This window comes from Azospirillum griseum (assembly GCF_003966125.1).
GTDB classification, from domain to species: Bacteria; Pseudomonadota; Alphaproteobacteria; order Azospirillales; family Azospirillaceae; genus Azospirillum; species Azospirillum griseum.
This window is the reverse complement of sequence record NZ_RXMA01000003.1, coordinates 287,820-307,060: the sequence shown is the minus strand read 5'-3', so window position 1 is coordinate 307,060 and position 19,241 is coordinate 287,820. Positions and strand designations below refer to the sequence as shown.

Here is a 19,241-nt window from a genome sequence, read left to right as displayed (position 1 = left end):
GATGGGGTCCGGACGGTCGCCGATGGTGGGATGAAGGCCGGTTGCGGTTGGGCGTCAGGCCGCCCGCATCTCGGCCAGGAAATGGGACACGCGGCCCCGCAGCTCGGTCGCCTCGCTCGACAGCCCGTCCGCCGCCTGCCAGACCCGTTGCGACGCGTCGCCGGTGGCGGAAAACGCCCCCGCCACCCCGGCGATGTTGTCGCGCACATCCTGCGTGCCGCGCGCGGCCCGCTGGATGTTGCTGCTGATTTCCTGCGTCGCCGCGCGCTGTTCGCTGATCGACGCGGCGATGCTGTTGGAAATGTCGTTGACCTCGCCGATGACCCGACCGATCTCGGTGATCGCCGTTGCGGCGTCGGCGCTGACCCGCTGGATGGCGGCGATCTGGCCGCTGATGTCCTCGGTGGCCTTCGCCGTTTGGGCTGCAAGGCTCTTGACCTCGTTGGCGACCACGGCGAATCCGCGCCCGGCCTCGCCCGCGCGGGCGGCCTCGATGGTGGCGTTCAACGCCAGCAGGTTGGTTTGGCTGGCGATGCCGTTGATGAGCTGCACCACGTCGCCGATCTGGCGGGCGGCGTCGGTCAGGCCGCGCACCGTGTTGTCGGTGACGCGGGCGATGGACACCGCCTGTTCGGCCACCTGCGTGCTGTGCGCCACCTGCTGGCCGATCTGGGCGATGGAGACCGACAGCTCTTCGGCGGCGGCGGCGACGGTTTCCACGTTGCCGGTCGCCTCGTTCGACGCCTTGGCCACCGCGTCGGCCTGCTGGGTGGTCTGGCGGGTGGCGGTCAGGATGCCGTCGGCCGTGCTCTGCAACTGCCCGGCGGCGTCCGAAACACGGCCCAGCGATTCCACCGCCAGCCGGTCGAACTCCTGGGCCAGACGGTCGATGCGTTCGGCGCGGCGGCGGGCCTGCTCGTGCTGGCGTTCCTGTTCGGCGGCCATGCGGTCGGCCTCGACCAGCTTGGTCTTGAACACCGCCACCGCCTTGGCCATGCCGCCGATCTCGTCGCCGCGCTCCAGCCCCGGCACCTCGACGGCGCGTTCGCCTTCGGCCAAGCGGGTCATCGCCGTGGTCATCGCCACCACCGGGCGGGACAGGCTGCGCCCGATCAGCAGCGCGGCGAGAAAGCCCAGCAACAGCCCGCCCGCCGACGCCGCGATCAGGGTGCGGCGCGATCCGGCGATGAAATCCATGGTGTCGTCGCGCAGCGTGCGCACCCGCTCCACCCCCTGCTCCGTCAGGGCGCGGGCCTGATCGCCGACCGTGGTTCCCAACGGCAGCAGCGTGTTTTCGACCAGCTCGTCGCGGCGGCTGGTGGCGGCGACCAGCTTGTCGAACTCCGCGCCATAGCCCGCGAGGCTCTTGAGGAAGACGGTGGCGAGGCTGCGGCGACCGGGATCGGTCAGGGTGGCGACCATCGCCTCCCCCTTCTGCGTCGCGTTCTTCAGCTCCGCGCGGGTGGCGGCGGCCAGACCGGCGGATCCTTCGGCCAGATAGCGCCCCCCGACGATGCGGGCGGATTGGAAATTCGTCATCGACTGGCTGGCCAGAAACAACGCCTCCAGATCCCCGGCGGTCTTGGCCCCGCTGACGATGGTGTTGAGGCTGGTTTGCAGACGGGAGCCGAGCTTCGCCACCTCCGCCGCCGCCGCGACCCGTTCGGCGTGCGCCGCCTGGACCGCCGCGAAGGTGTCGCGGTAACGCGTCATCTCCTCGCTCATCTTGCCAGCGGTGTCGCGCAGCGCCGGATCGTCGGCGGTTGCCAGGGTTTGGCCGATCAGCGCCGTGGCCTCCGCCGCCAGCCCCTGGACCGCCGCCGCGTCCTCCTCCTTCCCGTTCAACAGGAAGGCGGTGGATTTCAGCCGCATGTCGAGCATCAGCGTCTGCATCCGCCCCAGATCGTTGGTGCGCTTGCCCAACGCGCCATAGGTGTCCACGACCTCTCCGGTTTCCGACAGGCCGGAAACGCCGATTCCGGCCACGGCGACCAGAAACAGCAGGATGCCAGCGCTCCCGGCGGCGATCCGAGGGCCAACGCGCAATCCGTTGAAGAGGGTCATGGCACTCACGTCCTTCGTCGAGATGAACGACCGTGTTACCAGTCGAACGCGGCAACCGTCCGGCGGCGGCCCACCGAATAGGCGTCGGCGATCAGATGCAGCGGGGCGGCGTCCACATCGCTGGCGTTGCGGTCGACCAGATCGCGGAAACGGCGGTAGATCCGGCGGTATTCGGTGTCGGGTTCGGACACCGTCACCACCCCATCCACCGCCAGAACAGTCCCGCCACGCGTCAAATCCAGGCGGCGACCGTCCACCATCTCAATGGCGATGCTCCAGGTCTGTTCCCCTTCCTGGAGGAAATCGAAATGCGCCGTCACCGGGCCACGGATGGCGTCCGACGCCGGGCGGAACGCCAGCCGCGCTTCGATCGGGGTGTCGCGGTTTGCCGGGACCAGCAGGTCGGCGGCCTGGACGAAGATGCGGGTCGGCAGGATGCGGGTCAGGATCGACAGGGCGTTGATGCCCGGATCGAACACGCCGAAGCCGCCCGCCGCGAAGATCCAATCCTGGCCGGGATGCCAGCGCCGCACATCCTCCCGCCACGTCACCGCGACCGATTGGACGCCACCGGCGGCCAGCAGGTCGCGCGCCGCGTCCACGGCGGGGTTGAACTGGGAATGCCAGGTGGCGAACAGGCAGCGGTCGGCGCGCCTGGCCTCGTCCACCAGATCCTGAAGCTCCGACACGGTGGCCGCCGGGGGCTTTTCGATCAGCGTGTGCTTGCCCGCCCGCAGGGCTTCCACCGTCAGCGCGTGGCGGACGCTGGGCGGGGTGCAGAGCGCCACAGCGTCGAGCGTCGGGAAGGCCGCGAACATCTCCGCCTGGGTGGCGAAGGTCGGCAGGCCGGGCACGGCGGCCCCCGAGGTGCTGACCAGCGCGACCAGGTCGAACAGGTCGGTTTCGGCGATGGAGGGCAAATGCTGGTCGCGCGCGATCTTGCCCACGCCGACAAGCCCGAGGGTCGGTTTGCTCATGATGACCTATTCCAATGCACGCGGTGGGAAGCCGATGGGGGGCGGGCCGACCGCCCCCGCCGCAGGGACGCGGCTTACGACTTGCCCTTGTTGTAGACGTCGAAGAACACGGCGGCGAGCAGGACCAAACCCTTGATCACCTGCTGCCAGTCGATGCCGATGCCGATGATCGACATGCCGTTGTTCATCACACCCATGATGAAGGCCCCGATCACCGCTCCCGTCACCTTGCCGACGCCGCCGGAGGCCGAGGCCCCGCCGATGAAGCAGGCGGCGATCACGTCCAGCTCGAAGGACACGCCCGCCTTGGGGGTCGCGGTGTTCAGACGGGCGGCGAAGATCAGACCGGCCAGCGCGGCCAGAACGCCCATGTTGACGAAGGTGTAGAAGCTGAGACGGCGGGTGTCGATGCCCGACAGCTTGGCCGCCTTCTCGTTGCCGCCCAGCGCGTAGATGCGCCGCCCGATCGTCGTGTCGCGGGTGATGAAGGCGTACAGCCCGATCAGCACGACCATGATGATCAGAACGTTCGGCAGCCCCTTGTAGGTCGCCAGCAGCGAGCCGATGTAGGCCATCACCGCGAAGAAGGTGATGTTCTTGCCGATGAACAGCGCCAACGGTTCCTGTTCGATGGCGAAGCGGTGGCGGCGGATGCGGGCGGCGACGTTCAGCCCGACCAGGATCAGCGGCGTGGCCACGCACAGCAGCAGCGTCGTCAGGTGATAGCCTTCCATCGCGAAGACATCCGGGATGAACCCGGAGCTGAGGCGCTGGAACTCCACCGGGAAGGGGCCGATCGACTGACCGGCCAGCAAGGCCAGGCTGAGACCACGGAAGACCAGCATGCCCGCCAGCGTCACGATGAAGGACGGGATGCGGAAATAGGCGACCCAATAGCCTTGCGCCGCCCCGATGGCCGCACCGGCCAGCAGACAGATGATGGTCGTGGGGATGAAATGCAGGTGGTACTGCACCATCAGAATGGCGGCGAGCGCGCCGATGAAGCCGACGATGGAGCCGACCGACAGGTCGATGTGACCGGCGACGATGACCAGCAGCATGCCCAACGCCATGATGACGATGTAGCTGTTCTGAAGCACCAGATTGGTCAGGTTCAGCGGCCGCAGCAGCGTGCCGTCGGTCATGTATTGGAAGAAGGCGACGATGGCCAGCAGCGAGATCAGCATGCCGTAATCGCGCAGGTGGCTTTTGACGAAATGCGCCATCGTGGCCTTTTTGGCCGGAGCCGGCATGTTGAGTTCAGCGCTCATTGCGTCATCTCCCGAGACCGCGTGCTGTGGGAGGTCCTGCCCGTCGAGGACATGATGGCCTCCATGATCTTTTCCTGGCTGGCCCCGGCGGCGGGCATTTCCGCGACCATGGCCCCTTCGTTCATCACGTAAATCCGGTCGGCGATGCCCAGCAGTTCGGGCATTTCCGAGGAAATCAGGATGACGCCGCGCCCTTCGGCGACCAGCTGGTTGACGATGGTGTAGATTTCATACTTCGCGCCGACGTCGATGCCGCGCGTCGGCTCGTCCAGGATCAGCACCTGCGGGTCGGAGAACAGCCATTTGCTGAGCACGACCTTTTGCTGGTTGCCGCCCGACAAATTGACGGTTTCCTGGAACACGCTGGAACAGCGGATGCGCAGACGCTTGCGGTATTCGTTGGCGATCTCGATCTCGCGTTCGTGATGGATCACGCCGTTTTTCGACACGCCGGTCAGGTTGGCGAGCGAAATGTTGTGGCGGATGTCGTTGTCGAGCACGAGGCCGTAATGCTTGCGGTCTTCGGTGGCGTAGGCCAGACCGCTCTGCATCGCCCGCCGGATGGTGGAGACGTCGATCTCCCGCCCGTTCAGATAGGCCGAGCCGCTGATGTTCTGGCCATAGGAGCCGCCGAACAGGCTCATGGCGAATTCGGTGCGCCCGGCCCCCATCAGACCGGCGATGCCCACCACCTCGCCCCGGCGGACGGTGATGTTCACGTCCTTGACGACGCGGCGACCGGCGTGGATCGGGTGGTCGGCGTTCCAGCCCTTCACCTCCAGCAGCAATTCGCCCGGCGTGGTGGTGCGCTTGGGATAACGGTCGGCGATCTCGCGCCCGACCATGCCCTTGATGATGCGGTCCTGGCTGATCGGCTCGTCGCGGCAATCCAGCGTTTCCACGGTCGAGCCGTCGCGCAGGATGGTGACGCGGTCGGCGACCTTGGCGATCTCGTTCAGCTTGTGGGAAATCAGGATCGACGTGATGCCCCGCGCCTTGAACTCCAGCAGCAACCGCAGCAGGGCGTCGCTGTCGCTTTCGTTCAGGCTGGCGGTCGGCTCGTCGAGGATGAGGAGCTTGACCTCTTTGGACAGCGCCTTGGCGATTTCCACCAGCTGCTGCTTGCCCACGCCGATGTTGGTGATGAGCGTTTCCGGCGAGTCCTGAAGCCCGACCATGCGCAGCAGTTCGCGCGCCCGGACGGTGGCCGCCGACCAGTCGATGACGCCCTTGGTCGCCTGCTCGTTGCCGAGAAACAGATTCTCGGTGATCGACAGCAGGGGAACCAGCGCCAGTTCCTGGTGAATGATGATGATGCCCAGCTTTTCGCTGTCGTGGATGCCGCGAAACGCGACCTCCTGATCTTGGAAGCGGATTTCGCCGCTGTAGGACCCGTGCGGGTAGACCCCGCTCAACACCTTCATCAAGGTGGATTTGCCGGCCCCGTTTTCGCCGATCAGGGCGTGGATTTCGCCGTCGCGGACCGACAGATTGACGTTGTCGAGGGCCTTGACCCCCGGAAACGTCTTGGTGATGCCGCGCATTTCGAGAAGTGGTTTCATCGGATGACCTTGATCCGGCGGGTGTGTGCCGACCCGGCGTTCAACAGCGGAGCGGCGGGGGCGCGCCCGGTGGACACGCCCCCACCCCCGTCACTCAGCGAATCTGGCTTTCCTTGTAGTAGCCGCCGTCCACCAGAACCTGCTTCCAGTTGGACGCGTCAACCGACACCGGCTTCAGCAGATAGGCCGGGACGACCTTCTTGCCGTTGTCGTAGGTCTTGGTGTCGTTGATTTCCGGGGTGCCACCGGCCAGCAGGGCATCGACCATGCCGACCGTGACCTTGGCCAGCTCGCGGGTGTCCTTGTAGACGGTGGAGCGCTGCTCACCGGCCAGGATCGACTTGACCGACGGGATTTCGGCGTCCTGGCCCGTAACCACCGGCATCGGCAACGACGGCGTGCCGTAGCCGACACCCTTCAGCGAGGAGATGATGCCGATGCTCAGGCCGTCATAGGGCGACAGGACGGCGTCCACGCGGGCCTTGGTGTAGTAGGCGCTCAGCAGGTTGTCCATGCGGGCCTGGGCGACGGCGCCGTCCCAACGGAGGGTGGCGACCTTGTCCATGCCCATCTGGCCGCTGCCGACCTTCAGCTTGCCGCTGTCGATGTAGGGCTGCAGGACCGACATGGCCCCGTTGTAGAAGAAGAAGGCGTTGTTGTCGTCGGCCGAGCCGCCGAACAGCTCGATGTTGAACGGCCCCTTGCCCTCCTTCAGCCCCAGCGCCTTTTCGATGTAGGAGGCCTGGAGAACGCCGACCTGGAAGTTGTCGAAGGTGGCGTAGTAGCTGACGTCGGCCGAGCCACGGATCAGGCGGTCATAGGCGATGACCTTGATGCCCTTTTCCGCCGCCTTGTGCAGAACGTCGGTCAGGGTGGTCCCGTCGATGGCGGCGATCACCAGAACCTTGACGTTCTTCGTCACCATGTTCTCGATCTGGGCGAGCTGGTTGGGAATGTCGTCATCGGCGTATTGCAGATCGGTCTTGTAGCCCTTGGCCTGGGCCGACTTGACCATGTTGTTGCCGTCGTCGATCCAACGCGCCGACGATTTGGTCGGCATCGAAATGCCGATGGTCCCCTTGTCCTGCGCCGACGCGGGCGCGACGAAGGGGGCGGCGAGCGCAAACAGACCAACGGCGACGCCGGCCAATGCGGACGTGAACGACTTCATCAGATTCTTCCTCCCAGTTGCATGACGCCTCTCGCCGAAGGAGAGGGGGGATGGACCCATGTCAAAACCGCCGTCCCGGCACCCGATTGATGAGCGGACGGACTGTCCGTTGAGCGCCGGATTGTCGCCGTAGATTCGATGGGTTTGAGATAACTGTCAAATGCGTATATTGCTTTTTTCGATATCTGTTTTGATATCGATTGACCGCCAGGACCGGCCCAGGCCACCCCTTGAAAAGTTTGCTTGTCCAACCAACAAGATACGCGACAAAAACGCCCTGGCAAGCGTTCCCACGCGCAAACGCTCACACCCGCCGCACCGCCGCGCAATTGCGGCTGACCCTGAATGAAAAACGGCGGATGGTCGCCCACCCGCCGTTTCGTCGACGATTCCGCCGCGAATCCGGGGTTTACATGCCGCCGGGGTAGTTCGGGCCGCCGCTGCCCTCCGGGACCACCCAATGGATGTTCTGGGTCGGATCCTTGATGTCGCAGGTCTTGCAGTGCAGGCAGTTCTGCGCGTTGATCTGCAGGCGCGGGTTGGTGCTGTCCTCGTTGCGGACGATCTCATAGACGCCCGCCGGGCAATAGCGGGTTTCCGGCGCGTCGTAGAGCGCCAGATTGACGCTGATCGGCACCGCCGCATCCTTCAGCGTCAGGTGCGCGGGCTGGTTTTCCTCGTGGTTGGTGTTGGACAGATAGACCGACGACAGCCGGTCGAAGCTGACCTTCCCATCGGGCTTGGGGTAGGCGATCTTGGGCGCGTCGCTGGCGCGGACCAGGGCGGTGTGATCGGCGTGGTGCTTCAGCGTCCACGGGGCCTTGCCCTTGGTGACGGTTTCGAACCCGGCGTTGATCAGGCCGAACCACAGCCCCTTTTGGAAGCCCGGACGGATGTTGCGCACCGCCTCCAGCTCCGGCCAGACCCAGGATTGCTTCAGGCGTTCGGGGTATTCCGTCACCTCGCGCCCGCTGGCCCCGTTGGTCAGATGGTCGAACACCGCTTCGGCGGCGACCATGCCGGACTTCATCGCCGTGTGGTTGCCCTTGATCTTCGGCACGTTCAGGAAACCCGCCGAGTCGCCGATGATGACGCCACCGGGGAAGGTCAGCTTCGGGATCGACTGGAAACCACCCTCGCTGAGCGCGCGCGCGCCATAGGACAGGCGGCGGCCCCCCTCGAAGGTCGGGCGGATCGCCGGGTGGGTCTTGTAGCGCTGGAACTCTTCGAACGGGCTGAGATGCGGGTTGGCGTAATCCAGGCCAACGACGAAGCCGACCGACACCAGATTGCCTTCCATGTGATAGAGCCACGACCCGCCATAGGTCTTGGTGTCCATCGGCCAACCGATGGTGTGGACGATCAGGCCGGGCTTGGACTTGGCCGGGTCGATCTCCCACAATTCCTTGATGCCCAGGCCATAGGTCTGGTGATCGCAATCGCGGCGCAGATCGAATTTTTCGAACAGGGTCTTGGTCAGCGACCCCCGGCAGCCTTCGGCGAAGATGGTCTGCTTGGCGTGCAGCTCCATGCCCGGCGTGTAGTTGCCGGTCCTCTCGCCGTCCTTGCCGATGCCCATGTCGCCGGTGGCCACGCCCTTGACGGCACCGGTCTCGTCATACAGCACCTCGGCGGCGGCGAAGCCGGGGTAGATCTCCACCCCCAGCTCTTCGGCCTGGGTGGCCAGCCAGCGCGCCAGATTGCCCAGCGAGATGATGTAATTGCCGTGATTGTGCATCTGCGGCGGGGTGATCGGCGATTTGAACGCCTTCGTCTCGGTCAGGAACAGGAAATGATCTTCCCGCGCCGGGGTGGTCAGGGGCGCGCCCTTTTCCTTCCAGTCGGGGATCAGCTCCGCCAGGGCGTGCGGTTCGAACACGGCACCGGAGAGCAGATGCGCCCCCACCTCCGAGCCTTTTTCGATGACGCAGACGCTGATCTCCTGCCCGGCTTCGGCGGCGCGCTGTCTCAGGCGGATCGCCGCGCTGAGACCGGCCGGCCCGGCGCCGACGATCAGGACATCATATTCCATGACTTCGCGCGGTTCGCGTTCCATGTCCTCAAACTCCCCCAGGCTTTTTGTTCTGGCGCTTGATGCCGGTCGGTCGTGGTCCCCCGCCTCTCCTGCGGGTCGCTGCTTGTAACACAGGATGCGCCGCAACCAAATCCGGCAAGGATCATGTAAGACCACACGATCTGTGGTAAGGTCAAACGATGATTGACGTATGCGACATCCTCGACGCGCTGCGTTGGCAGGCGGACATCGGCTGCGACGAAGCCATCGCCGACACGCCAACCGATTGGGCGACCTTGACCGCGCGCGCCCCGGCCCGCCCGGCGGCGGCCCCTGGCCTGGCCCGGACCGGCGGCGCGACTCGGGAGGGGGCAACGGCCTTCGGGGCGATGGCCGCCGGTCCCGCCAGCGCCCGCCCGGCGGCCCCGCGCGCCACCCCCGCCGTCAACGCCGACCAGCCCCTGGGGGCGAGCGAAGCGGGGTTGAGCGCCCGTGCCCGCGCCGCCGAAGCCCAAACGCTGGAGGAGTTGGAAGCCGCCCTGCGCGCCTTCGACGGCTGCCCGCTGAAGGCCACGGCGATGAACACGGTGTTCGCCGACGGCAACCCGCAGGCCCCGATCCTGCTGATCGGCGAGGCCCCCGGCGAGGACGAGGACCGGCAGGGCAAGCCCTTCGTCGGCGTCAGCGGCAAGCTGCTGGACCGCATGCTGGCCCAGATCGGCCTGGACCGCAGCGCCGTGCGCATCACCAACATCCTGCCCTGGCGTCCGCCCGGCAACCGCAGCCCGACGGCGGCGGAAATCGCCGCCTGCCTGCCCTTCCTGGAACGCCATGTGGCGTTGGTGCGGCCCAAGCTTCTGGTGGCGCTGGGCGGGGTGTCGGCCAAGACGCTGCTGGACCGGACGGAGGGCATCACCCGCCTGCGCGGCCAGTGGCGCGATTACCCGACTCCGCAGGGGGCCATCCCGCTGTTGCCGATGCTCCACCCCGCCTATCTGCTGCGCAACCCGATCTCCAAGCGCGAGGCGTGGCGCGACCTGTTGAACTTGCGCCAAAGAATGGCCGAAGTCGGCATTGAATGTTCGCAAGTAAAAACGGATCGTTCCGGGTCGTGACCCATCGTTGCGCGGGCTGTGACGAAATTGGTCCGCCCGCGTCCGTGGAATCGCCGGACCGACCGACTGTCCGGCGATTCAGCCCACCGCCGCCGCGCTCCCCAAGCCGTTGTTTGGGAACGCGATTACCCGGCCTGACACAAAACGTGTGAATCCATTGCTTGCGGTTCCGGTGGAACTGGAGTAAGTGGGTCAAATGCTCTGGAAATTGTGCAATGCAGCAATCCGGGCCGCGCACGCGGTCCCGCTGCGACGCAACCTTCTGGGCGCTGTGGGAATGGCGGCGATGGCGGTCGTGATTCTCGCTGGGTCGGGGGCCATGCGCCCGGCCTGCGCCACACTTTTGCTCGATGCCCCGGACGGGCAACGGATCGTCCCGGCACCGGTTGATGAACCCGCGTCTGAACCCTTGCTCCTGGCCCGGGACGCGCAGGCGCGCGCCGTCCAGCTCACCCAGGACGACGCCGACCGCTACACCCGCATTTTCGCCCTGCAGGACCACGCCGATTGGGCCGGGGCGGACGCCGAGATCGCCCGACTGACGGACCGCCGCCTGCTGGGCTATGTCCTGCGTCAACGCTATCTGCACCCCGACCGCAAGGCCAGCTTCGACGAGCTGGCGCAATGGATGCACAAATACGGCGACCTCGCCGGGGCCGACCGCGTCCACGCGCTGGCACAACGTCGCCAACCGGCGGGCGACCGCAGCCTGCGCCCGCCGCGCGGGGAAGAGTCCGTCCGCCTGACCGGCGCGCTGGAACAGTTGGGCGGCCTGCGCACCGTGTCCGCCCGCGCCGATGCGGCGGGGGAGGAGGCCAGCAGCCCCACCGACGGGCCGGACGGCGTGTCCATCGCCCCGCGCAGCCGCACCGTCAGCCGCCCGCGCGCCGACCGCATCGCGGTGGCGCGGGTGGATGATCTCGTCCGCGCCGGGCGCGCCGGGGCGGCGCTGGCCCTGCTGGGGCAGGACGAGTTTTCGCGCAGCCTGGATTCGGCCCAGTACGACGCCGCCCGCACCCGCATCGCCGCCTCGCTCTTCTACAACGGCGAGGTGACGCAGGCGTTGGCGCTCGCCTCGGCCAGCGCCGCCCGCTCGGGCGACGCCGTGCCGGAAGCCCATTGGATCGCCGGTCTGGCCGCGTGGCGGCTGAAGCAGCACGACCGCGCCGCCCGCCATTTCGACGGGATGGCGGCGGCGGAGCCGTCCTCCCCCTGGTTGGCCGCCGCCGCCGATTACTGGGCCGCCCGCGCCCACACCCGCCGGGGCCGCGCGGCGGAGGCGCTGGCCCATCTGACCGCCGCCGCCCGCTACCCGCACACCTTCTATGGCCTGCTGGCGCGCCAGGCGTTGGGCGGGGTGAACGCGCTGGAGTGGCGCGGCCCCGACCTGACCGGGGCGCATCTGGCCGCCCTTGCCCGCAAACCGGCGGGTGCCCGCGCCATCGCCCTGTTGCAGACCGGCCAACGCGACTTGGCCGAGCTGGAGTTGCAGCGCGTCCACCCGCAGGGCAACCCCCTGGTCGAACAGGCGCTGGTCAGTCTGGCCGACCGCGCCGGGCTGCCCACCCTGTCGCTGCGGCTGGGCAACGCCGTGGCCGGGCCGGACGGATCGGCCTACGCCGCCGCGCTCTACCCGCTGCCGCATTGGCGGCCGCGCGACGGGTTCACCCTGGATCCGGCGCTGGTCTTCGCCGTGATGCGGCAGGAATCGCGCTTCGATCCCCGGCTGGTCAGCTCCGCCGGGGCCACCGGCCTGATGCAGATCCTGCCCAGCACCGCCCAGCATGTGCAGGAGCGCAACCCCGACCTGACCAACGCCGACGCCGACCGCGCCGCCCTGGTCGATCCCGCCCGCAACATGGAGCTGGGTCAACGCTATCTGGCCGAACTGCTGGCGATGCCCGACATCGGCGGCAACCTGTTCCTCGCCACCGCCGCCTACAACGCCGGGCCGGGCACGCTGCTGCGCTGGCGGCGCGAGATGAACGACGTCGCCGACCCGCTTCTGTTCATCGAAAGCCTTCCCTTCGCCGAGACCCGCGACTATGTGGAGAAGGTGATGGCGAATTACTGGATCTACCGCTTGCGGATGGGCCAGGACAGCGCCTCTCTGGCGGCGGTGGCCGCTGGCAAATGGCCGGTCTATGCCGCCCCGGCGGTGGCCGCCCTGTCGCCAGCGGTCCCATCGCCAACAGTGCCGGTTTCGGCCCCGGACCCGCGACCCATCCCGGTCGCGGCCCAGGTGGTCGAGCAGGTCGCCGAACAATCCGCCGGCAGCCCGATCGATTGAGAGCCGGGCGGTCGCTTAACCCCAGATCGCCCCCCAGATCGCCCGTCTCCTGATCGGAACCCGTGATGCCGAAGATCGACGAAAGCCGCCCCTTCCTGCCCGTGACCATCGCCGTCGTCACCGTGTCCGACACGCGGGTCGCCGCCGATGACCGATCCGGCGACGCGCTGGTCGAACGGCTGACCGGGGCCGGGCACCGGCTGGCCAGCCGCAGCATCGTGAAGGACGATCTCGCCGCCATCCGCGCGCGGGTCCAGGCCCACATCGCCGACCCGGAGATCGACGTGGTGCTGACCACCGGCGGGACCGGCGTCACCGGGCGCGACGTCACCCCCGAAGCGGTCGAAGCACTGTTCGACAAGACCATTCCCGGCTTTGGCGAGCTGTTCCGGTATCTGAGCTACGCCAAGGTCGGCACCTCGACCATCCAGAGCCGGGCCACCGCCGGGGTTGCCAACGGCACCTACGTGTTCGCCCTGCCCGGCTCGCCCAGCGCCTGCCGCGACGCTTGGGATGACATTCTGGTGTGGCAGCTGGACAACCGGCACCGCCCCTGCAATCTGGTGGAGCTGATGCCCCGCCTGCGCGAACACCAGCGCTGACGTCAGCGCCGCCACGCCGCGCCCACCACACCGCCCGCCCGATGACCGCCCCTTCCCCTGCCCCCCTGGCCGCCGCCCTTGCGGAGGCCGGGATCCCCGATCTGTCCAGTCTTCCCGCCGACGCGCTGGAGCCGATGCCGCAAAAGGGCGTCGCCCACGACCATGTCCGCCTGCGCGGGCGGGGGCTGGTGCTGCGGATCCCGCGCTGGAGCCAGATCGGGTTGGATCCGGCGTCAGCGCTCGCCCATCAGGCCGCCGCGTTCCAGCGGGCGGAGCCGTCGAGCCACACCCCCCGTCTGGTCGCCACCCTGCCGCCGGGGACCACCCTGCCGTCCGGCGCGGAACTGCCGATGGGCGCGCTGCCGATGGGCGCGCTGCTGGTGACGGAGGTGGTCGGGCGCACCCCGCGCCTGCCCGACGACATGGCCGCCATCGCCCGCGCGCTGGCCGCCCTGCACCGGTTGACTCCACCCGCCGATCCCGCACCGCTGCCCTGCCCCGCCGACCCCGCCGCCGCCCTGCTGGCGCAGGTGGAGCGGCAAGCCGCCTGGTTCGACGAGGCCGACCTGTCCGCCGCCGCTCGCGCCCTGATCGCGCAAGAGCTGGCGGCCGCGCGCGCCGAACCGGTCGCAGCCCCGATGCCGTCGGTGATGGTCGGGGTGGACGTGCATCCCGGCAATTTCCTGATCGACGCCCAGGGCAAGGCGTGGTTCCTCGATCTGGAAAAGCTGCAATACGGCCATCCCGCCATGGATCTGGCCCACGCCAGCCTCAGCACCTCCACCCGCTGGGATCCGGCGGTCAACGCGGTGTTGAGCGCGGCGGTGGTCGATGCCTTTCACGCGGCGTGGCGGGCGGCGGTCCCCCCCGCGCTGGCCGACGCGACGCGCCCGGCGCTCGCGCCCCTGCGCCGCCTGACGTGGCTGCGGACGCTGTCCTGGATGGCCCGCTGGTCGCGCCATGGGGCCAGCCTGTCGCCCGGCATGCCCGACGCGCTGCGCGCCCACATGGACGCCCACGCCGCCGCCATCCTGCGGGCCGAGGACATCGAACGGGTGCGCCGCGATTGGATCTGGACCTTTTCCACCGATTGCGTGGTTAATACGGACGCGCCGACCTGACCAACGGCGCGCAGAACGAGGCAAGGCATGACGAGCACGCGGAACGGGAAGCGTCTGAATTCGGCCACGCTGCTGCTGACCGGCCTGCTGTGCGCGCTGTCGCCCGGTCTGGCCACGGCGGTGGAGGCCCCGCAGCCGCGCAACCCGGCGGTCGGCAGCTATCTGGCCGGTCGCTTCGCCCAGCATCAGGATGATTGGTCCGCCGCCGCCCTGTACATGGCCCGCGCGCTGGCCGCCGACCCCGACGATCCGCTGCTGCTGGGCCGCACCTTCCTGCTGAAGCTGGGCGAGGGGCGGTTGGACGTGGCCCTGGATCTGGGCGCGCGCGTGGTCCAGTCGGACCCGGATTCGATGATCGCGCTCGCCCTGCTCGCCGCCGATGGGCTGGCCAGTGCGCGGTTGAGCGACGCCGAGGCCCACGCCGCCCGCATCCCGGCGGATGGCCTGGGCAAATTCGTCGGCCCGCTGCTGAAAGCGTGGCTGGCCCAGGCGCGCGGCCAGACCGACGCCGCGCTGAACGCCCTGACCCCGCTGTCGAAGATCGAGGGCTTCACCGCGCTCTACAACCTGCACGCCGGGTTGATCCTGGATCTGGCCGGGCGCACCGATCAGGCCGCCTTGCGCTATGGGGCCGTGACCGAGAGTGCCGCGCCGTTGCGGGTGGTGCAGATCGTCGGCAACTTCATGGAGCGCACCGGGCGCACGGCGGACGCGCGCAAGCTCTACGACACCTTCCGCGCCGGAACCGCCGATGATCTGATGATCGACGCCACCAACGAGGGAATGAGCGCCGGTCCGACCATGGCCCGCACCGTGCGCGATTCCCGCGACGGGCTGGCCGAGGCCATGTTCGACCTCGCCAGCGCCCTGCATCACGAGAACATCCACGACACCGCCCTGCTGTTCGGGCGGATCGCGCTGCATCTGCGCGCCGACCAGCCGCTCGCCCGCCTGATGATCGGCGACATCCTGACCGCGCGCGACCATCACGACGACGCGCTGGCCGAATACGAACAGCTGTTCAAAAATCCGATCATCGGCTGGTCGGCCCGCCTGCGCGCCACCGACAGCCTCGCCCGGCTCGACCGCACCGACGAGGCCATTACCACCCTGAAAACGCTGACGCAGGAGCACCCGGAGCGCACCGACGCGCTGATCCGGCTGGGCGACCTCTACCGGGTGGCCAAGCGTTACCCCGAATCCGCCGAGGCCTACAGCGCCGCGATCAGCCGCACCGCCAAGCCGACCGAACGGATGTGGCCGCTCTATTACGCCCGCGCCATGGCCTATGAAAAGGCCGGGCGCTGGCCCGACACCGAGGCCGATCTGAAAGCCGCCCTGGCGCTGAAGCCTGACGAACCGACCCTGCTGAACCATCTCGGCTACAGTTGGATCGAACGCGGCGAGAATCTGCAAACCGCCAAGGGCATGGTCGAGCGTGCGGTCGCCCTGCAACCGCGCGATGGCTACATCATGGACAGTCTGGGGTGGGCGCTCTACAGCCTGGGCGATTTCGCCGGGGCGGTGGAAAAGCTGGAACGCGCGGTGGAACTGAAGCCGCTCGACCCGACGATCAACGATCATCTCGGCGACGCCTATTGGCGGGTGGGCCGCCGCACCGAGGCGCGGTTCCAATGGACCCGCGCCCTGCGTCTGGCCGAGGAGGAGGAGCAGAAAGCCTCCATCCAGGCCAAGCTGGAGAAGGGATTGCCCGACAGCGCCCGCGCGGCCAGCGCGAAGCCCTGAGAAGCAGCTTATGATGCCCTGGCTTTGATGAAACGGCCCTGACGGATCCGAAACGATCGTGACCAACGCGACCGCTTCCGAAACAACCCCGGTAACGCCTCGCCTGACCCTGTTCCGGGGCCGCAGCGCCGACCGCAACCCGCGCGCCATGGCCGGGGCCGAACGGCTGGGGGCGGCGTTGGCCCACCGCCTGGGGCGGCGCGTCGCCGCCGTGGGCGCGCCGGAACCGCCGATCCCCGGCGCGTGGCGCGCGCAACTGACCGCCGCCCGCCCCGCCCTGCGTGGGTTGGCCGACGCGTTGGCCTTGGCGCTCAACGATCCTTTCCCAACCGCAACGGTGATGGGCCGCTGCGCCGCCGCGCTCGCCACCCTGCCGGTCGTTGCCCAACGCCACCCGGACGCCTGCGTGGTCTGGTTCGACGCCCACGGCGACGTCAACACTCCCGGTGCCGCCGACGTCGGTTATCTCGGCGGGATGGTGGTCAGCGCCGCCTGTGGCCTGTGGGACAGCGGTCTGGGGGCGGGCCTGGCGTTGGACCGAGTCGTTCTGGTGGCCGCGCGCGACCTCGATCCGCCGGAACAGGCGTTGATCGCGTCGGGCGCGCTGCGCCATCTGCCGGTCGGCCCCGACCTGCCCGCCCGTCTGGCCGAGGCGGTGGCCGGTCGCCCGGTCTATGTCCATCTCGACGTCGACAGCCTCGACGCCGGTCTGGTGCCGAGCGAGTATCAGGTCGCCGACGGCCTGCCCTTCGCCGACCTGCACGCCGCCTGCAAGGGTCTGGCCGACCAGCGCCTGATCGGTCTGGAAATCGCCGAGTTCGAAGACGCATGGCCCGACGGCCGCCCCGGCGACACCGCGCCGCTGCTGGCCGCGCTCGATCCATTGCTGCGGGTGTTGGCGTCCAACACAGGCACCGCTTAACGCCCCCCACCGCGCGACAGGCCGCGCAACGCCCCCGGAGTCACGCCCCGGCGGCGTTTCAGGCAGCGGGTCAGGGCGCTTTGGTCGGAAAAACCGACGGCCTGCGCCACCTCCACCAGGGGCAGATCGCCGCTGCGCAACAGCGCCTCCGCCCGGTCGAGGCGGAGGTCGTTGAGGACGCGGGCGGGGGTGGTTCCCGTGCGGGCGCGGAACAGCTCGTGAAAGCGGCTGGGGGCCAGCCCGACCGCCTCGGCCAGGTCCGCGACGGTCAGCGGTTCGGCGCAGCGGTCGCGCATCAGATTGTGCGCCCGCGCGATGGGGTCGGCCCCCTGCTCCGCCCCCTGCCCCGCCGGGTGCGGCGCGCGGCGGCGTTCCAGCGCGCGCAGCAGGAGGGCCGCCGCGTGGTGGGCGGTGGGATCGTCCAGCGGCGCGTTCGCCGCCTCGCTCGCCAGATAACGGACCAGCGCGTCCAGCGCCGCGTCCACCGCGAAAAAGGCGTCGGCCTGATGCAGCGCGGCGTCGGGCAACAGCGCGTGCGGCGGCAGATCGAGCACGACAAAGCGGTTGTCGCCGCGCGCGGCAAAGCTGTGCGGCGCGCCGGTGGTGACGATCACCCCCTGCCCGTCGCCAACCCGGCCCTGCGCGGCCTCCACCGTCATCTCCAACGCCCCGGCCACCGGCAACACGATTTGGTGAAAGCCGTGGGCGTGCCGCCGCTCCACCCCGTCATAGCTGCGGGTGCTGACGGTCAGGCGGGGGGGCTGCGCCACGCGGGGGGACTCCCTGATTCAGACAGGACGGGTTCAGGCATCACAGGTTCGGGCATCACGGGCCGCCATGCTACGCCGGGGACAGGGTCCAGGTACAGACGCCCACGCACCGCCGCGCCGGAGTTTCGGTCAACACGGCCCGGAGTCCGGGACAAGACGGGCCGCCGCCATCCGGTTAGGATCACACCGTTTTGCGCCGTTCTGCGCCCTGTTCCCAACCGGATCCGACCATGACCACCAGCGCCGCCGCCCGTTCCCCCGCCTCCCGCTCCTCCGTCACCCGCGCCACCGCCATCGGGGCCAGCGCCATCCTGATGTGGTCCACCCTGGCCCCGCTGGCCACGCTGGCCGGGCGGGTTCCGCCCTTCCAGCTGGTCGCCACCTCCTTCCTGCTGGCCTTTCTGGTCGGCTGCGCCTGGACGGCGGCGCGCGGCGGCAACCCGCTGTCCTACTTCCGCCAGTCGGTTCCGGCCTGGCTGCTGGGGGTGGGTGGGTTGTTCGGCTTCCATTTCCTCTATTTCATGGCGTTGCGCGCCGCCCCGCCGGTGGAGGCCAACCTCATCAACTATCTGTGGCCGCTGCTGATCGTGCTGTTCTCCGCCCTGCTGCCGGGGGAACGGCTGCGCTCCTGGCACGTCGGCGGGGCGGTGGCCGGGTTGGCCGGAACGGTGCTGCTGGTGCTGCGCGGCGGATCGGGCGGCGGGGAGGGGGCCGGGTGGTTGGGAATCGACCCGGCGCATCTGCCTGGCTACGCCGCCGCCCTGGCCAGCGCGTTGACCTGGGCGGGCTATTCGGTGCTGCGCCGCCGCCTGGGCCAGATCGGCGAGGCCCCGACCGACGCGTTGAGCGCCTTTTGCCTCGTCACCGCCCTCCTGTCCGGCCTGTGCCATCTGGGGATGGAGGAGACCGTGTGGCCCGCCGACGCGCTGGGCTGGGCCGCCCTGCTGCTGCTGGGGCTGGGGCCGGTGGGGGCGGCCTTCTTCGTCTGGGATCACGGGGTGCGCCACGGCGACATCCGGGCGCTGGGGGCGCTGTCCTATCTGGCCCCGCTGCTGTCCACCCTGCTGCTGGTCGCCTGCGGTCTGGCCCCGAACCAGGGGATCATCTGGGTGGCCTGCGCGCTGATCGCCGGCGGGTCGCTGCTGGCCAGCAAGGACCTGCTGACGCGGCGGTGATTGGGGAACCGGAACGGCGCGGATCCCCCTTCCGGTTTCGTGATGATCTTGGCAGGATGGGGCGATCCATCACCCTAACCCATAGGTCATGATCGTGAAGAAAGTCGCGCTGTTCTGCATCGCCGCCGCGCTCGGCGCTTTGTCCGCCACCGCGCAGGCCGCCGAAACCTACAAGTTCAACCTGCACAACAAATCGACGGATTCGGTCATCAACGGCTTCCGCACCTATGAAAACGGTGCCTGGAGCAAGAACTGGATCAACTTCACCCTGAAGCCCGGTGAAGCCGCCGAAATGGATTGGGGCAGCAACGACGGCAATTGCGTCGTTCCCTTCAAGGTGAGCTGGATCGGCTACGACGCCGAGCAGTTCAAGGTGGATTGGTGCAAGGTGAAGAACATCTACATGCTGGACAAGGGTTTCAGCTTCGACTGAGTCCGGTT

General features: G+C 68.5%; 15 protein-coding genes. 8 read left to right on the top strand and 7 right to left on the bottom strand.

Going from position 1 to position 19,241, the window contains the following annotated elements; translation table 11 throughout:
* Positions 1-54: 54 nt before the first annotated feature.
* The 6 genes from EJ903_RS05815 to EJ903_RS05790 all read right to left on the bottom strand — a co-directional run bounded on the left by EJ903_RS05815 (position 55) and on the right by EJ903_RS05790 (position 9,101).
* The gene (locus tag EJ903_RS05815) at positions 55-2,064 is read right to left on the bottom strand and encodes a methyl-accepting chemotaxis protein (RefSeq protein WP_126613005.1); all 2,010 of its coding nucleotides are present in this window, start codon (positions 2,062-2,064) and stop codon (positions 55-57) included.
* A 35-nt stretch (positions 2,065-2,099) separates the two neighbouring features.
* Entirely contained in the window at positions 2,100-3,041 is a 942-nt protein-coding gene (locus EJ903_RS05810) for a Gfo/Idh/MocA family protein (RefSeq protein WP_126613003.1), read from the bottom strand.
* A gap of 74 nt (positions 3,042-3,115) precedes the next feature.
* Positions 3,116-4,312: a multiple monosaccharide ABC transporter permease gene (gene mmsB, locus EJ903_RS05805; protein WP_126613001.1), complete on the bottom strand. Its 1,197-nt coding sequence runs from the start codon at positions 4,310-4,312 to the stop codon at positions 3,116-3,118.
* Positions 4,309-5,874, bottom strand: coding sequence for a multiple monosaccharide ABC transporter ATP-binding protein (gene mmsA / locus EJ903_RS05800; RefSeq protein WP_126612999.1), 1,566 nt, complete (start codon positions 5,872-5,874; stop codon positions 4,309-4,311). The genes mmsB and mmsA overlap by 4 nt, the downstream gene beginning before the upstream one ends.
* Positions 5,875-5,968: 94 nt before the next feature.
* Positions 5,969-7,045, bottom strand: coding sequence for a multiple monosaccharide ABC transporter substrate-binding protein (gene chvE / locus EJ903_RS05795; protein ID WP_126612997.1), 1,077 nt, complete (start codon positions 7,043-7,045; stop codon positions 5,969-5,971).
* 409 nt (positions 7,046-7,454) lie between these two features.
* Positions 7,455-9,101: an electron transfer flavoprotein-ubiquinone oxidoreductase gene (locus tag EJ903_RS05790; protein WP_126612995.1), complete on the bottom strand. Its 1,647-nt coding sequence runs from the start codon at positions 9,099-9,101 to the stop codon at positions 7,455-7,457.
* 158 nt (positions 9,102-9,259) lie between these two features.
* Between EJ903_RS05790 and EJ903_RS05785 the strand changes: the two genes are divergently transcribed.
* The 6 genes from EJ903_RS05785 (at position 9,260) to EJ903_RS05760 (ending at position 16,855) form a co-directional block, all read left to right on the top strand.
* The gene (locus EJ903_RS05785) at positions 9,260-10,174 is read left to right on the top strand and encodes a uracil-DNA glycosylase (protein WP_126612993.1); all 915 of its coding nucleotides are present in this window, start codon (positions 9,260-9,262) and stop codon (positions 10,172-10,174) included.
* 286 nt (positions 10,175-10,460) lie between these two features.
* Positions 10,461-12,464 carry a lytic transglycosylase domain-containing protein gene (locus tag EJ903_RS05780; RefSeq protein ID WP_246015222.1) on the top strand — a complete coding sequence of 668 codons (2,004 nt, stop codon included), beginning with the start codon at positions 10,461-10,463 and terminating at the stop codon, positions 12,462-12,464.
* Positions 12,465-12,529: 65 nt separating this feature from the next.
* Positions 12,530-13,066 carry a molybdenum cofactor biosynthesis protein B gene (gene moaB / locus EJ903_RS05775; RefSeq protein ID WP_126612989.1) on the top strand — a complete coding sequence of 179 codons (537 nt, stop codon included), beginning with the start codon at positions 12,530-12,532 and terminating at the stop codon, positions 13,064-13,066.
* A gap of 41 nt (positions 13,067-13,107) precedes the next feature.
* The gene (locus tag EJ903_RS05770) at positions 13,108-14,187 is read left to right on the top strand and encodes a phosphotransferase (RefSeq protein WP_126612987.1); all 1,080 of its coding nucleotides are present in this window, start codon (positions 13,108-13,110) and stop codon (positions 14,185-14,187) included.
* A 27-nt stretch (positions 14,188-14,214) separates the two neighbouring features.
* On the top strand, positions 14,215-15,933 hold the full coding sequence (locus EJ903_RS05765; protein ID WP_126612985.1) for a tetratricopeptide repeat protein: 1,719 nt from the start codon (positions 14,215-14,217) through the stop codon (positions 15,931-15,933).
* 58 nt (positions 15,934-15,991) lie between these two features.
* A complete protein-coding gene (locus EJ903_RS05760; protein WP_210211383.1) occupies positions 15,992-16,855 on the top strand; it encodes an arginase family protein in 864 nt (287 codons plus the stop codon).
* On the opposite strand, the gene EJ903_RS05755 is transcribed toward EJ903_RS05760, so the two are convergent.
* Entirely contained in the window at positions 16,852-17,625 is a 774-nt protein-coding gene (locus tag EJ903_RS05755) for an AraC family transcriptional regulator (RefSeq protein ID WP_126612983.1), read from the bottom strand. The two genes, EJ903_RS05760 and EJ903_RS05755, sit on opposite strands and share 4 nt — an antisense overlap.
* Positions 17,626-17,855: 230 nt before the next feature.
* Here EJ903_RS05755 and yddG point away from each other — a divergent pair, with 230 nt between their 5' ends.
* Positions 17,856-18,800, top strand: a complete 945-nt coding sequence (yddG, locus tag EJ903_RS05750) for an aromatic amino acid exporter YddG (RefSeq protein ID WP_126612981.1) — start codon at positions 17,856-17,858, stop codon at positions 18,798-18,800.
* Between the two features lie 94 nt (positions 18,801-18,894).
* Positions 18,895-19,233, top strand: coding sequence for a hypothetical protein (locus tag EJ903_RS05745; RefSeq protein ID WP_246015220.1), 339 nt, complete (start codon positions 18,895-18,897; stop codon positions 19,231-19,233).
* The last annotated feature ends 8 nt before the right edge of the window (positions 19,234-19,241 follow it).

Coding starts and splice junctions, on each gene's coding strand:
- moaB (WP_126612989.1), top strand. CDS start 12,530: ATGCCGAAGATCGACGAAAGCCGCCCCTTCCTGCCCGTGACCATCGCC.
- EJ903_RS05770 (WP_126612987.1), top strand. CDS start 13,108: ATGACCGCCCCTTCCCCTGCCCCCCTGGCCGCCGCCCTTGCGGAGGCC.
- chvE (WP_126612997.1), bottom strand. CDS start 7,045: ATGAAGTCGTTCACGTCCGCATTGGCCGGCGTCGCCGTTGGTCTGTTT.
- EJ903_RS05765 (WP_126612985.1), top strand. CDS start 14,215: ATGACGAGCACGCGGAACGGGAAGCGTCTGAATTCGGCCACGCTGCTG.
- EJ903_RS05810 (WP_126613003.1), bottom strand. CDS start 3,041: ATGAGCAAACCGACCCTCGGGCTTGTCGGCGTGGGCAAGATCGCGCGC.
- EJ903_RS05790 (WP_126612995.1), bottom strand. CDS start 9,101: ATGGAACGCGAACCGCGCGAAGTCATGGAATATGATGTCCTGATCGTC.
- yddG (WP_126612981.1), top strand. CDS start 17,856: ATGACCACCAGCGCCGCCGCCCGTTCCCCCGCCTCCCGCTCCTCCGTC.
- mmsB (WP_126613001.1), bottom strand. CDS start 4,312: ATGAGCGCTGAACTCAACATGCCGGCTCCGGCCAAAAAGGCCACGATG.
- EJ903_RS05815 (WP_126613005.1), bottom strand. CDS start 2,064: ATGACCCTCTTCAACGGATTGCGCGTTGGCCCTCGGATCGCCGCCGGG.
- EJ903_RS05780 (WP_246015222.1), top strand. CDS start 10,461: ATGGCGGTCGTGATTCTCGCTGGGTCGGGGGCCATGCGCCCGGCCTGC.
- EJ903_RS05785 (WP_126612993.1), top strand. CDS start 9,260: ATGATTGACGTATGCGACATCCTCGACGCGCTGCGTTGGCAGGCGGAC.
- mmsA (WP_126612999.1), bottom strand. CDS start 5,874: ATGAAACCACTTCTCGAAATGCGCGGCATCACCAAGACGTTTCCGGGG.